This is a genomic window from Acerihabitans sp. (assembly GCF_036398755.1).
GTDB lineage: Bacteria > Pseudomonadota > Gammaproteobacteria > Enterobacterales > Enterobacteriaceae > Acerihabitans.
On sequence record NZ_DASWOM010000050.1, the window covers coordinates 39,905 to 53,927 of the forward strand.

13 protein-coding genes and 3 pseudogenes are annotated in these 14,023 nt (G+C 60.6%); 9 read left to right on the forward strand and 7 right to left on the reverse strand.

Annotated elements, in window-relative coordinates:
• Nucleotides 1–165: 165 nt before the first annotated feature.
• The gene (locus tag VGC33_RS08960; protein ID WP_331120409.1) at nt 166–723 is read left to right on the forward strand and encodes a cysteine hydrolase family protein; all 558 of its coding nucleotides are present in this window, start codon (nt 166–168) and stop codon (nt 721–723) included.
• A gap of 65 nt (nt 724–788) precedes the next feature.
• Nucleotides 789–1,490, forward strand: coding sequence for a DJ-1/PfpI family protein (locus tag VGC33_RS08965; RefSeq protein WP_331120410.1), 702 nt, complete (start codon nt 789–791; stop codon nt 1,488–1,490).
• Between the two features lie 35 nt (nt 1,491–1,525).
• On the opposite strand, the gene VGC33_RS08970 is transcribed toward VGC33_RS08965, so the two are convergent.
• The 3 genes from VGC33_RS08970 to VGC33_RS08980 form a co-directional block, all read right to left on the reverse strand.
• Nucleotides 1,526–2,089 (reverse strand): TetR/AcrR family transcriptional regulator, encoded by a 564-nt coding sequence (locus tag VGC33_RS08970; RefSeq protein WP_331120411.1) that lies wholly within the window; start codon nt 2,087–2,089, stop codon nt 1,526–1,528.
• Nucleotides 2,090–2,551 (reverse strand): nuclear transport factor 2 family protein, encoded by a 462-nt coding sequence (locus VGC33_RS08975; protein ID WP_331120412.1) that lies wholly within the window; start codon nt 2,549–2,551, stop codon nt 2,090–2,092. It abuts the gene before it with no gap.
• A 258-nt stretch (nt 2,552–2,809) separates the two neighbouring features.
• Nucleotides 2,810–3,097 (reverse strand): YjcB family protein, encoded by a 288-nt coding sequence (locus VGC33_RS08980; protein WP_331120413.1) that lies wholly within the window; start codon nt 3,095–3,097, stop codon nt 2,810–2,812.
• Between the two features lie 569 nt (nt 3,098–3,666).
• Between VGC33_RS08980 and VGC33_RS08985 the strand changes: the two genes are divergently transcribed.
• The 7 genes and pseudogenes from VGC33_RS08985 to pbpG form a co-directional block, all read left to right on the forward strand.
• Complete coding sequence (locus VGC33_RS08985) at nt 3,667–4,830, forward strand: helix-turn-helix domain-containing protein (protein ID WP_331120414.1); 1,164 nt, start codon at nt 3,667–3,669, stop codon at nt 4,828–4,830.
• Between the two features lie 303 nt (nt 4,831–5,133).
• The gene (locus VGC33_RS08990) at nt 5,134–5,643 is read left to right on the forward strand and encodes a Csu type fimbrial protein (protein WP_331120415.1); all 510 of its coding nucleotides are present in this window, start codon (nt 5,134–5,136) and stop codon (nt 5,641–5,643) included.
• Nucleotides 5,644–5,658: 15 nt separating this feature from the next.
• A complete protein-coding gene (locus VGC33_RS08995; protein WP_331120416.1) occupies nt 5,659–6,384 on the forward strand; it encodes a fimbrial biogenesis chaperone in 726 nt (241 codons plus the stop codon).
• Nucleotides 6,385–6,416: 32 nt separating this feature from the next.
• On the forward strand, nt 6,417–8,735 hold the full coding sequence (locus tag VGC33_RS09000) for a fimbria/pilus outer membrane usher protein (protein ID WP_331120417.1): 2,319 nt from the start codon (nt 6,417–6,419) through the stop codon (nt 8,733–8,735).
• A 2-nt stretch (nt 8,736–8,737) separates the two neighbouring features.
• Nucleotides 8,738–9,205: a spore coat protein U domain-containing protein gene (locus tag VGC33_RS09005; protein ID WP_331120418.1), complete on the forward strand. Its 468-nt coding sequence runs from the start codon at nt 8,738–8,740 to the stop codon at nt 9,203–9,205.
• A gap of 70 nt (nt 9,206–9,275) precedes the next feature.
• Nucleotides 9,276–9,563: pseudogene (locus tag VGC33_RS09010) on the forward strand (MFS transporter); the annotation flags it as partial.
• Nucleotides 9,564–10,100: 537 nt separating this feature from the next.
• Nucleotides 10,101–10,919 (forward strand): annotated as a pseudogene (gene pbpG / locus VGC33_RS09015) (D-alanyl-D-alanine endopeptidase); the annotation flags it as partial.
• A 350-nt stretch (nt 10,920–11,269) separates the two neighbouring features.
• Here pbpG and VGC33_RS09020 read toward each other — a convergent pair.
• From VGC33_RS09020 to VGC33_RS09035, 4 genes and pseudogenes are all read right to left on the reverse strand, one after another.
• Entirely contained in the window at nt 11,270–11,959 is a 690-nt protein-coding gene (locus tag VGC33_RS09020) for a glutathione S-transferase family protein (protein WP_331120419.1), read from the reverse strand.
• Nucleotides 11,960–12,029: 70 nt separating this feature from the next.
• The gene (locus VGC33_RS09025; protein WP_331120420.1) at nt 12,030–12,530 is read right to left on the reverse strand and encodes a GNAT family N-acetyltransferase; all 501 of its coding nucleotides are present in this window, start codon (nt 12,528–12,530) and stop codon (nt 12,030–12,032) included.
• A complete protein-coding gene (locus VGC33_RS09030) occupies nt 12,518–13,495 on the reverse strand; it encodes a Gfo/Idh/MocA family protein (RefSeq protein WP_331120421.1) in 978 nt (325 codons plus the stop codon). Before VGC33_RS09030 ends, VGC33_RS09025 begins: the two co-directional genes overlap by 13 nt.
• Before the next feature lie 231 nt (nt 13,496–13,726).
• A pseudogene (locus VGC33_RS09035) lies at nt 13,727–14,023 on the reverse strand (D-lactate dehydrogenase); the annotation flags it as partial.

Below are 14,023 nucleotides of genomic sequence, written 5' to 3' on the forward strand. Positions count from 1 at the left end.
CTCCGCGTTAAATAGCGCGCGCGCGGCATACTTTTCCCGCCGACCCGCGGGCCGGCGCCGGATTATCTGTTATGATTGCCGCCGGGATGGGTTTCGCGCGCGCCGGATGCGCGGCTCGCCCCGGCGCTGAAGGCGCCGCCGGAACTTCCAGGATAAGAGGGTAATATGACCACGGCATTACTGATCATAGATATGCAAAACCATATTCTGCACGGTCTGGCCGATGCGGCTCGCCAGCCGTCGCTCGATCGTCGGCTGAACGAGGTGGCGGCGCGGCTGGCGGCATTGCAGGTGCGGGCGCGCGCCGCCGGTGCGCCGGTTATCCTGGTGCAGCATGACGGCGACGGCGTTCACCGGCTGGCGCGCGGTAGCGAAGGCTGGCGGATACGCGCCGAACTGGCTCCCGCTCCAGGGGATATCGTGGTGCACAAGCGCAGTTGCGATTCATTTTACGCCACCGATCTGGCCGATCGGCTGCGAAGCCTGGGCGTCACGCGTCTGGTGGCCGGGGGGTGCATGACGCAATTCTGCCTCGACACCACCGTGCGCCGGGCGGTTTCCCTGGGGTATGACGTGGTCCTGGCCGGCGACGGCCATACCACGGCGGACAGCGGCGACCTGGGGTTTGAACAGATTATCGCCCATCACAATACCCTGCTGGACGGCTTTGACGCCGGGCCGCACAGCGTCAGCGTACGCCCTGCCGCCGGGATTACCTTTTAAGGCCGGTGCCGGTATGTACCCGGCGTCGGCTTATCATGCCAGCCCCAAGCCATGAGGACAGAATGATGTCGCAGCCTTTAATAATCGTCATGCCGCTTTACCCCGGCGTTACCCAGTTGGATTTCACCGGCCCGCATCAGTTCTTTTCCCGTCTGCCGGATACCCGGGTGATCGCCGCTTCGATGGGCGGCCTGCCGGTCAGCGCCGACGGCCTGGTGTTTTCCGGGCTGGCCGACCTGTCGGCTGTCGCGCGATGCGATATTCTCTGCGTGCCCGGCGGCTCCGGCAGCACGGAAATGATCGCGGACCCGGTGTTTATGGCCGAAATCCGGCGGCTGGCGGGCCAGGCCCGTTATATCACCTCGGTGTGTACCGGGTCGCTGATCCTGGGGGCGGCCGGGCTGCTGGTGGGTAAACGCGCCGCCTGCCACTGGGGTTGGCGCCATTTGTTGACGTTGTTCGGCGCCATTCCCGACGCGGGCCGCGTGGTGCGGGACGGCAATATCATCACCGGCGGCGGCGTGACCGCGGGCATCGATTTTGCGCTGGTGGTAATCAACGAGATAGTCGATAAAGCCACCGCCGAGGCTATCCAGCTCGGACTGGAATACGCCCCGGAGCCGCCATTTAACGCCGGCCGGCCGGAAACCGCCCCAGAGTCGGTGCGGGAGCCGGTGGCGGGGCGGATCGCGGCCAACGTGGCCACGCGCCAGCCTGTGGTCGAAGCGGCAGCCCGCGCCATGTTTGCCGACCGGGTTGGCGGATAACCGCCAACGCGTCCCGCTCGGGATTAGGCGCGGCGCTAAGGGATGGCGAGCATAAGCCGTTCGCGTAGGCGCCGGGTTCCCCGGACAAACAGATCGCTATCATTCAGCGCGCGGGCCAGCGTCAGCGCGCCCTGGATACCGGCGACGATGTCCTCGGCCACGGCGCCCGCCCGCGGTTGACAGACCCCGGCGCGTTGCAGCGCTTGGCGTAACGCCCCGATCCAGCGGGTAAAATAAGCGGCGATGGCGGCGGCAAATCGATCGCGCGTGCCGTCCAGGGCGAAGGCACCCATCAGGCAGATGCGCTGTCCGGACAGGAAATACTCATCCACCGCGCGCCACATGCCGTTAATCGCATCCAGCGCGTCATTACGCTCCAGCGGGTGGAAAATATGGTGGTGGAACCAGGCGTCGACCTCGACAAGCACCGCCGCCGCCATGGCGTCTTTTCCACCGGGGAAAAAGTGATAGAGACTGCCTTTGCCCAGGCCGGTATTTTCGCTGATACGGCTCAGTGAGGCGCCTTCAAAGCCGCATTCGCGAAAAGTCTCGGCAATCCGCGCAATCAGCAGCGCGTTATCCGCGCTTTGCGCGGCCATCTACAGGCCGAAATCGGACAGGCCGGGATGATCGTCGGGACGACGTCCCAACGGCCAGTGGAACTTGCGATCCCGATCGGTAATGGGCAGATCGTTGATACAGGCGAAACGGCGGGCCATCAATCCCTCGGCGTTGAACTGCCAATTCTCATTGCCATAGGAACGAAACCAGTTACCGCTATCGTCATGCCATTCATACGCAAAGCGTACCGCAATGCGTTCGCCGGTATACGCCCACAGTTCCTTGATCAGCCGGTAATCCAGCTCCCTCGCCCATTTACGGCTCAGGAATGCCACGACTTCCTCGCGGCCGGTGACGATTTCCGCGCGATTACGCCATTGCGTATCGGCAGTGTACACCAGCGACACGCGCCGCGGGTCTCGGCTGTTCCAGCCGTCCTCAGCCATGCGGACTTTGGCGGCGGCGGTTTCAAGGTTAAAGGGAGGAACCAGGTTTGCCATGATGGATGCCTTATTTAACTAAGAGGTGCCCAGACTGTACCAATCGGTACAGTTGATGGCAAGCGGTTTTACGCCGCCGGAAAGGCAGCCGCTTGACGGCGGGTTCAAACAGGCAAGGGCCGGGGTATAAACATCTGGTGGCGCGGCGGGATTACGGTCCCGGCGGCGGGCAGGCGCAGCGCCATCCCACCCGGCAGCGCGGCGGCCGGTGGGATCAGCGCAACGGCATCTTGACGAGGTGCGTCCGTCTTTGTCCGGTTAGTTTACCTGCCATTCCGGCGGTGTGTTGGACAGCACGTACAGCGTGACCTCTTTCAGGTTGTCCCAGGCTTCGCGCCAGGAGACCATTTCAACCGATAGCGTAATGCCCAGCAGCCCGGTAACGAACCAGCAGGCCATGCTGATGCCGACGCCACTGAAGATAAACGCCAGCGCATTGTGGCTGCTTTTACGGCAAAAGACATTTAACGTGCTGGCGAAAAACATCATCACCGCGCTGAGCAATTCCCAGCGCATCATGAAGAAGCCTGCGGTAAGAGTACCCATGGCAACCACCCCCCATTTGTAAGATGGTGTAATTTTCTCCTGTTTTGTTGCATTGCGCTACAAAAATATGTGATGTAGATCTACTTTTTTAAGGGATTTGTGCTTGCGCCCAGGATTTTGATGATTTATTGGTCAATTGCACCGCAGATGCCGGACCCTGAGCGACGCGCGGCGGTTAACGCCCGCGGCTTGAAACGCGCAGCTGTAATTTGCGGTGTTTTAGGATTTTACTGAGAAAATTAATTAACCAGATAAAAAGTATCATTTTAACGACGTTTAACGTCATTAATGCGTTGTTGCCCTGTTTTATAACATAAATTAATTGCTTTGCGTCCGTAAACGGCACATATTCGTCACCTGTTTCAATTTAATTGAGCAGCCGGTATTTAACTTTATATACTGGCTTGCGCGCGGATTTTAGCGCTATTTATCCAACGCTGGCTTTCGGTCGGCGGAGATTATTAAAAAGCAACATGAAATTCACCGTCCGGGTATTGACGCCCTGTGCCGTCAGTCAATTTTTTGCCTTGGCAAACCGTTAATGGCTTTCCCCCGGGGATACTGTTTATATGACCAAAACTGCCATGCCCGCTATTGCCATCGCCTTTCCCCTGCGCGAGGATGACCCGGCGGGTACCCGGCTGGCCCTGCCCGGCGGCACCCGGGTGCGCCGGGTGATTATTCTGACCTATCCCGGCTGCTTTTTCGGCGAAATGGTCAAGCTGCTGGAGATGCTGGCGGGGCTGAACGACCTTGCGGTGATGCAAGGCGGGCAAAAAATACACTTCATCCCGCAAATCTACTCGGCGATGGGCGGGCGCATCTCTTCGCCGGCCAGCCGTTTAATCCACGCCCAAACCCTTACGGTGAGCGGGCCAATCCCGATCGAGCCTGACCTGCTGATCATCGCCCACGGCACCCGTGCGGCGGCGGCGGCGCCTAACGAATCATTATCCCTCTGGCTAAGGGCGGTCTGCCCCGGCGCCGGACAGATTGTCGCGCTTGGGTCAGGCGCGCTGCGCCTGGCGGCGGCCGGGCTGCTTAACCACCGCCGGGCCACTACCCATACCGCGCTGGCGCCCTATCTTGCCGAGCATTATCCCCTGGTCAAGGTGAATATGCCGGCGCCGCTGCAAATTGACGGCAATATCCTGACCACCAGCGAACATATCAATTTGCGCGAACTGGCGCTGCAGCTGTTGAAAGGCCCGTTGCCGCTGCTCCTCGCCAGCCAGACCCAGTCAGGGGCCGGCGAGCGTGCGCCGCGGCTGGCGGCGGATACGCCGGTAACGGCGCAGATATTCACCCGTCGGGACACCATCGCCCACCGGGTGACGCTCTGGTGGCTGAAGCACATTGATGAGGATTTGGGCATGGAGAAATCGGCATGCTTCTTGGCCATGAGCGAGCGCAGTTTTCGCCGCCATTTCACCCTCGAAGTGGGCTATTCGCCTTCTCTTTTTTTACTGCTGCTGCGGTTGGAATTGGCGCGTCAGGCGTTGCTTGACAGCACTTTGCCCATCGACAAGATCGCCCGGCGCGGCGGATTGCATGATGGACAGCAGCTGGCGCGCATTTTCCGCAAATTTTTCAACGTCAGCCCGCATCAATACCGCACGCATCCGGACAAACTCAAACCCACCCTTGACTACCCTTTGTACGCCGCCCTGTTCAACGGTTGCGCCATTCCCTCCTGGCTGCGGCAATTACAAGACTACGCCGTCGCGGAATAAGGCACCGGCATGATATGAATAAAAATAAAAAATAGATATATTCAAAATATGTGCTAGCGCTTAAATAAGTGAAATATCGAACTTGTGATGTCGTTTATTGCAAGCTCATGCTCAATATTCAATGTCTTCCTTGCGCAAAGTAGTTATTCCCGCCTTTGGCCGCTTAAGCATGTATTCCGGCCGGATCTGCACTGGTAAATATTACCGCGCCCTTGTGTTACCGGCTAAAATAATGGCGAGAATTGGCCGGTTTAATAAGCCAATTCCATTCATGTCGTATATCGAATTTTTCAAGGAAATATCATGCTCAGCCAACGTCTTTTTAAAGCCGGTGCTTTGTCACTGTTATGCCTCGGCGCCACCGTTGCCTCTCCCGCTTTTGCCGCCGGCACCGCCACCACCAATATCGCGGTGACCGCCGCCGTTGAATCGGCCTGCACCATTGCCACCACCACCATGGTGTTCCCGGCGTATACCGGTACCGCCGTAGTCGATACCACCGCCACCCTGTCGCTGACCTGTACCAATGCCGCGCCTTATGTCGTTGCCTTGGGCGCCGGTACCGGCGACGGCGCCACCACCGCGTTACGCGTCATGACGGGATCGGTGACCGGCTCGGTACTGAATTACGGCTTATACCAGAATGCCGGGCATACTACCTCCTGGGGCGATACCGCCGGCACCGATACCGTAGCGGGTACCGGCAACGGCACGGCCCAGGATATCACCGTTTATGGTGAAATCGCCGCCAACCAGCTTTCCTCGGTGGTGGGTAATTATACCGATACCGTCGCCGTAACCGTTACCTACTAATACAAGAAAGCCATGATGCCCCGTTACGTAAATCTTATCCGGGCGCTTATGCTGGCGGGCCTGTGGGCGATATCGCCACAGGTCTTTGCGCAGGCATTGGCTATCGTGCCCATCCGCCAGGATCTCTCGCCGGCGCACCGTTCCGCCAGTTTCACCCTGACCAATAACAGCGAAACGCCGAGTGTTATCCAGATTCGCGGTTACAGCTGGATCCAGCAAGGTAATAACGACAGCTTCGTCAGTACCGCCAAACTGTCGGTAAGCCCGCCTTTCGCCACCATTCCCGCCGGAAAGTCGCAAACCGTCAGGCTGCTGCTGCGTGAGCCGGCGGGTAAGGTCGAGGAGTCCTATCGCATTATTTTTGATCAAATCCCCGATCGCGACGCCGCCAAGGTCCAGTTGGCGATACGCTTTACCGTGCCGGTGTTTTCCCTAAGCGCGGCGCCGGCCAAGCCTGACGTGCAATGGCGCATTGAACGCCGGGGGGAGGGCATGATGCTAATGGCGAATAACCAGGGCCTTAAGCACAGTATGATATACAACCTGAGCGCCACTACCGAGAACGGCGAGCGGTTGAAACTGACCGGTCCCGGCATGCCCTATCTCCTGGCGGGTAACCAACAGCATTGGCTTATCAGCGATCCCCGGCATGTGCTGACCACCGGGAGCCGGGTCCATGTGCAAGTACCCGGTCCGCAAGATAAATCGGATCAATGGATCAATGTCGGCCCGACGCGTTGACAGTCGCGGGGAGGCGCCGGCGGCCCGGCCGCGTGCTGACCCTGGCGCTGCTGTGGCCGCTGGCGGCGGCGGGCGCGCAAACGGCAACGGCGCCCGCCGCCGGCCAAAGTCTGCTGCTCAATGTGGTGGTCAACGGCCTGAACCACGACAATATCCAGGAAATCGCCGGGCAGCAGGGCGCCCTGCTGCTGACCCGCGAGCAGATTACCGCGTCCGGGCTGAAGCTGAACGGGCCTTATACCGACACCGGCGGCGGCCTGATTGCCCTGAACAGTATCCAGGGATGGACCTGGCGGCTGGATGAAAACGCCCAGACGCTGTTTATACAGGTACCGTCCGGCGACCGGATCGCACAGCAGTTTACGTCGGATGTCCTTTCCCCGGACGATACCGCCCCCTATAGCGACCGTGGCGCGGTGCTGAATTACGACGGACAGGTAACCGATGATGATGGCGAGGAGAGCCATAGCCTGCTCGGCGATTTGCGGCTGTTCAGCGACAGCGGCGTGCTGGCCAACAGCGCCATGCAAACCCACAGTCCCTATCTCGATCGCAGTGTACGGCTGGAGAGTACCTACAGCCATTCAGCGGTATCCACCCTGCGTACCTGGAACACCGGCGACTATATCAGCGGCGGCCTGGACTGGACCCGGCCGGTGCGCATGGGCGGCTTGCAGATGACCACCAATTTCGGCCTGCGTCCCGATCTCGTCACCTTTCCCCGCCCGGGCATCAGCGGCGAGGTGGCGGTACCCTCGTCGGTGGATATCTACGTCAACGGACTGCGCCAGATGACCCGCCAGGTGGATGCCGGCCCGTTTGACATCACCTCGCTGCCGGTGACCGCCGGCGGCGGCGATGTCTCCATGGTGGTCAAGGACGCCAACGGGCGGCAAACCACGCGGACCTTGCCTTTTTACGCCAGCAATTCGATGCTCAGCCAGGGACTGGAGTCATTGTCGGTGGAAGCCGGCTCGGTGCGCCGCGGGTATGCCAGCCGGTCCGCCGATTATACCGGCGGCGCGGCCTCGGTAAGCTATCGGCGGGGCGTATGGCCGGCGCTGACGCTGGAAACCCATCTGGAAGCCACGCAAAAGCTGGTGATGGGCGGCGCCGGCGCCGATCTGCTGGTCAGCGATGTCGGGGTGTTGTCCGGGTCGCTGGCCGCCAGCCGTTATGGCGAAAAACAGGGACGGCAATACGGTGTGGGTTTTGCCCATACCCTGCACAGTTTCAGCTATGGTTTCAGCGCGCTCAGGGCCGAAGCCGGCTTTTATGATATCGCCGCGGCCTATGGCGACAGCACCGCCGGCACCACCCTGCGCGCCAGCCTGGGTTTTCCGGTCTACCCCGGCAACGGTTCCTTCGGCCTGGTGTACGCGCGTAAGTTAGTCAACTACTACAACAGTTATAATTATGAATCTCAGCGTATCAGCACCTCGACCCTTTCGGCCACCTATTCGTCCGCGCTGCCGCTGTTGGCGGCGTTTGGTTATCTCACGCTATTACATGATTTTGATTACGATAAGGGCAATAGCCTGTTTGTCGGCATCTCCATCCCCTTCGGCGCCAGGGCGAACCTCAGTACCAGCGCCAGTGTCGGCCAGGGCGGCGGCGCGCAAACCGTGCAGGCGCAGCAATCGGCGGTACGGCGCGGCGATATCGGCTGGAGCCTGGCTGAGCAACATGGCCCGGTGTCGCGGCAAAATGCCGGGCTGGAATACAAAGCCGACTGGGGGCTTATCGGCGCCGACGTCGAGCAGGGCAACACCGGCCACGCGGTCCGCGCATCCGCCCGAGGTTCCCTGGCGGCCATCGGCGGCCATGTCTTTGCCGCCAACACCATCCAGGACAGCTTTGCGCTGGTGGATACCGACGGCCTGCCGGGTATTACCGTCTTGCAGGAAAACCGTCCGCTGGGCAAGACCGACGGCCGCGGCCTGATGTTTATCGAGGATATCCGCGCCTACGAGAGCAACCGCCTCTCCGTTGACGCCAACGATGTGCCGATGGATGTCTCGCTTACCAACGACGCGCTTACCGTCAGGCCGCGCGATCGTTCCGGCGTTATCGCCCGTTTCCCCATCCGCCGCAGTCGGGGCGCCACCCTGCTGCTGGTGGACGCGCAACAGCGGCCTTTACCGCTCGGCAGCGTGGCGACCCTGACGGCGAGCGGCGCCCAGGCCATGGTGGGCTATGACGGCCAGACTTTTTTTGAAGACCTGGCGCAACATAACCAACTGAAGGTTGAAATTCCGGGGCGGCCCGGCTGCGCCTTGAGTTTCGATTACCATCCGCAGGCGAATGTCCTGCCGCAAATCGGGCCTTTGACCTGTGGCCCGGGAGCTTGAATATGTCTTTTACCAGCGTACAGCGTAATCTGTTTGTCTTGCTTAGCGTCCTGTTTGCCGGTCCGGCGCTGGCGTACGACTGTTCCATCGCCGCCACGCCGCTGAATTTCGGCGCGCTGGCCGGGGTCGACGGAACCACGCGCCGGTCCACCGCCACCCTGACCGTGGTTTGCCGCGGCGGCGCGGCGGCGGCCAACGTCAGCTACCGGATTTTGCTGGACGGGCCGGCGGGGGAGGGGCGGCGGCAGATGTCGGCCGGCGGCCACAGCGCCGGTTATCAGCTCTATACGTCCAATAATTACCAGCAGGTCTGGGGAAACAGCGGCGGCGGGATGATAACCGATGGCTACAGCCTGGAGGCCAATGCCACGGTCAGCCGGACATACACCGTTTACGCCAGCATGAAGGCCGGCCGCGACGATCGGCCGGGAAGCTATAGCGCCACGACCGTTGTGCAACTGTTATATTGAAGCCTGGGCCGGCACGGCGTCACGCACGCCAGGCTGATGATTCCAGACGGGAATAGGGATATCCATTTTCATGCCATCGCAAAAACAGCTTGGTTTCGCCCTGGTGCTGGGCTCATTGGCCGCGCTCGGCCCCTTATGCACCGATTTTTACCTGCCCGCCCTGCCGCAACTGGCCGGATCGCTTGCCACCACTACCGCCACCGCGCAGCTAAGCCTTACCGCCGGCCTGCTGGGCCTGGGCGCCGGCCAACTGGTGTTCGGCCCGCTCAGCGATAAGCTGGGGCGCATGCGGCCGCTGCTGTTTTCGCTGATGTTGCCGCTATTGGCCTCCATCGCCTGCGCACTGGCGCAGAACATCGGCGGCACCTCGGTGGTGACCATGGGGCTAACCATCTGGGGCTGTTATCTTACCGCCGGGCTACTTTTCCTGGCCATGGTCAATAAAAAAACGTCGGCCCGCGCCTGAATCGGGATTATCCGCGTCCGGGAATAGGACGCGGATAAAACATATTGCCCGCAGGGGATTAATAAAGAGAGTTCGCCGACAATAACCGGACTATTGCCGCCGTCGCGGTGAAATCGTCCGTTAAGCTAAATTCGCAGGCGATAACGTTAAATAGCGCATTTTTTATATTCATTAATTGGTCATTAAATGATTAACCCTGGAGAAATATCACCCTCATTGATGTTGCGCAATGCGGATAATTGTCAATAAACGGGCCGCCTTTTTTAGTGACAAAAAAATACAGGCGTTAAGCGATTTTCGTTTGTGAGGAATCAGATATACTATGGCGTCATCAACTGCGGTCCCGCAGTATCTTTCAGGTAATGGCTAATGTTATCTTTTTTTCGTGTCGCTTGTTTTGGCGTGTCACTTTTAACGCTTACAAATGTGATGATTAACGATGCACGGGCCGCCGTCGACGCACAGGCGGCGCCCCTGGTCTCGCCGCTGGTGATTGCCTCCGGCAGCGCTATTGTCTTCGATATGACGGATAATCACCTGCTGTATTCCTCCAACGCGGATAAAGTGGTGCCTATTGCCTCGCTGTCGAAGCTGATGACCGCCATCGTGGTATTGGACGCGCAGCAGCCCATGGATGAAATCATTTCCGTGGATATCCATGAAACACCGGAATTAAGAGGGGTGTTTTCACGCGTGCGCGTGGGCAGCGAAATCAGCCGGCGCAATATGCTGCTGCTGGCGCTGATGTCCTCGGAAAACCGTGCCGCCGCCAGCCTGGCGCATCATTATCCCGGCGGGTATACGGCCTTTATCGCCGCCATGAATGCCAAGGCGCGCTCGCTGGGCATGATGAATACCCATTATGTCGAGCCGACCGGTTTATCATTTAACAACGTGTCGACGGCGCGCGATTTGTCCAAGCTGCTGATCGCCAGCCAGCAGTACCCTTTGCTTACCGAACTCAGCACCACGCATGAAACCATGGCTTCGTTCAGCAATCCGCCTTATACCCTGCCGTTTCGTAATACCAACCATTTGGTTTATCGCCCGGACTGGACCATTCAATTAACCAAAACCGGCTTTACCAACCCGGCGGGACATTGCCTGGTGATGCGCACCGTCATTAATCATCGTCCGGTGGGACTGGTGGTATTGGACGCCTTCGGCAAATATACCCATTTCGCCGACGCCAGCCGCATCCGCAATTGGCTGGAAACCGGCCAGGCCAGCCCGCTGCCGTCACCGGCCTATGCGAACGCCAAGACGCTGCGCTCCACCCGTTCGGCGTACAAACCCGCCGCCCATCGCGCCCTGGCCAATAAAAAAGCGCCCAAACGCCATGCGGCGGGCCTGACGGCGAAAAAGGCCGGCGGCGCCAAAACCGTCCAGACGGCGTCCGCCGCGACAACCAAGCGTGGACCTACGGCCTCCGCCGCTAAGGCGAAACCCGGCCAGACGGCTTATAAAAAGGCCAAAGCCGCCAAGACCGGCCAGACGGCGTTTAAAAAGTCCAAGGTCCATGCCTCCGGACAAACGGCGAAAAACGGCGCCGGCGATCGCGACAAACAGGTCGATTAACCTGCCAACCGCGGCCGGCGTTATTCCGTCCGGCCGCGCAGATCCTCGATAATCTCTCCCTGACCGACCGATTCCTCTTCATGGGAAGGATCGCGCCATTCCTCGGCCAACGCCTGCTGATACCACTCACGCAGCGCGGGCAGCGCCAGCATGGCGCGGCACCAAGCCTGCGCGGCATCCGACAGCGGCAAGCCATAGGTCTGGACCCGGAATACCACCGGGGCAAAAAACGCATCCGCGGCGCTAAAGGCGGGACCGGCCAAAAACGGACCGCCAAAACGGGAAAGCCCCTGGCGCCACAGGGCGTCCAAACGCGTCAGGTCGGCGCGCAGGGCATCGGGCAACGCCGGCAAACGCACCCGCAGGCCGCAGTTCATCGGGCAAAGGTTGCGCAGCGTGCCGAACCCGGCGTGCATTTCCGCCGCCGCGCAGCGCGCCCAGGCCCGGGCCTGGCGTTCTTCCGGCCAGATACCGGCATGGGTATCCGCCAGGTATTCGGCGATGGCCAGCGAGTCCCATACCGCCGTGGCGCCGTCATACAACACCGGCACCCGGCCGGTGGGGGAAAAATGCGCGAAGAGATCGTGATTGTCGCCCGACTGGAAAGGATGCAGCGCCTCATCAAAAGGAATATCCAGCGTCTTCATCAATACCCAGGGACGCAGTGACCATGACGAGTAATTTTTATTGGCGATATGCAGTTGATACACGATGAAACGCTCCGTTGCTGTAAAGGTGGGCCATTCCGCTGCCTGCGGCGCGCATCATGCCGCCGGCGGTTTACTCCCTGGCGACGGCCCGGCAGGGGGTCAGGGTAATGCGAAAACGCGGTGTCGGCAGGCCGGGCAGCGGGCCCTTGTCGACCCTTTCCTCCGCGCGCGCGCCCATGCGCTGATAAAAACCGGCGGCGAGCGGGTGGCAATCGATTAACAGCCGTTCGGCGCCGGCGCGGTGGGCGGCGTTGAGTGACCAGCCGAACAGCGTTTTGCCGATGCCGGTCATGGCGTTCGCCGGCGAGACGAACAGGCGCGCGAGGAATGCGATATCATCCTGAAGCAGCAACTGCGCGGCCCCAAGCAACGCGTTATCGGCCTCGGCGACACAAATCAGCGAGTTTTCCATGTCCGCCGGACGGAAGGCCAGCCTGTCGCGGCAGGATTGCCGCAACGCGTCGTCATAACCCACCAAGGCCGTTGACTGCACGCAGAGTTCGGTCAGTTGGGGCAACTCATCGAAACGCGCCGCCCTGAGCCGCAGCATCAAGGTTTTCACGCCCGACATCGGTAAATCCGCAGGATAAGATCGGTGGCGCGCCGTGCATCGCTACCCTCGGCCAGCGGCTGGCCGCGCTCGGCGACCGCCCGTTCGAAATCCGCGAGCACCGCTTCATGGCGCGAAGTATCGGTCACGGCCGGGTTGCTGGCGCCGTCATCCGGTGCCGGCTCCGCGCGCGCCGCCGGGTTTTCGATGCCGGCAACGTGCCAATGGCTGATACGGTCGTTGGTGAGGGTAAACGTGCCTTTTTCACAGCTGACCTCCAGGCGCGGGGGATATCCCGGCGGGGCGCAGGTGGAGGCGACGATGGTGCCTATCATGCCGTCGGCATGGCGCAGCACCACGGCGCCGTGATCCTCGGCCTCCATCTGATGGGCAAAGGTGTCCAGCTCTGCCCGCACCCGTTCCGGCATACCGAAAAACCAGATGTAGTTATCGATATTATGGCTGGCCTGCTGGATAAAGACTCCGCCGCCGTCGATGGCATAGCTGCCGCGGTAGGCCGCGCTGTCGTAATAGGCCTGATCGCGCCAGAAGCGGCAGCTCAGGTCGGCGGAATAGATGCGGCCGAACGCCTGCTGCTCGAGCAGGCGCTTGACAGCCAGGTTATCCGGATTGGTGCGCCGCTGGTAGCTTACGGCCAGGACGACCCGGTGCCGGGCGGCCTCGTTTATCATATCGTCCATGGCGGCCTGGGTGATATCCAGCGGCTTTTCCACCAGCACATGCTTGCCCAGCCGCGCGGCCTCGATGGCGCTTTGATGGTGCAGCGCATTCGGCGTGGTGACGATAACCGCGTCATACGGCCGATCGACCTGCGCCAGGGACGGCCAGCAGGGCAGTGCCCCAACGGTGGCGCCCGCCGCGTTGCTGCGGGAAACGTATCCCACGGCGTCGCTTGCCGGCAGTGCCTCCAGCGCCTTGAGATAGGTGCGGCTGATGTTACCAGTACCCACGATGATATATTTCATAACAGAGTCGATGCCTTGTTGTAATAAGAAAAATCCATCGTCCCTGACGGTCACGACTACCGGCGCGGCCGGTCTTGGCTGCGGACCGCGTACCGACGCTGCCGGATGATTGTCAGCGCCTGTATAGACCGATCATGACTTGTAACACTGCCAAGCAGTATTGCAAAGGTCGTCGCGCTTGCCAAGTCCCCCGTGACGGCTGCGGGGGTATCAGGCGTAACGGCGTCGTCGTCAGGGCTGCTTTTGCTCCGTGTCACGCTCGCGCCAATGCTTTAGCCGGGCGGTTTTGCCGATGCCGGGATTAAAGGTATTGGTGGGATCAATCTGGCGGTAGAACGCCGCCAGCTGCGGCTTGGCCTGATATAAATGGCCGACGTTATGTTCGGCCGGGTACTCGGCGCCGCGTTGATTAAGCAGCTCGAGCATCCGCTCTTTCAGCGCATGGCTGTCCACCCCCTTGCGCACGATATAATCCTGATGAAAGACGTGGCACATAAAATGGCCGTAATAGAGCTTGGCCACCAGTTG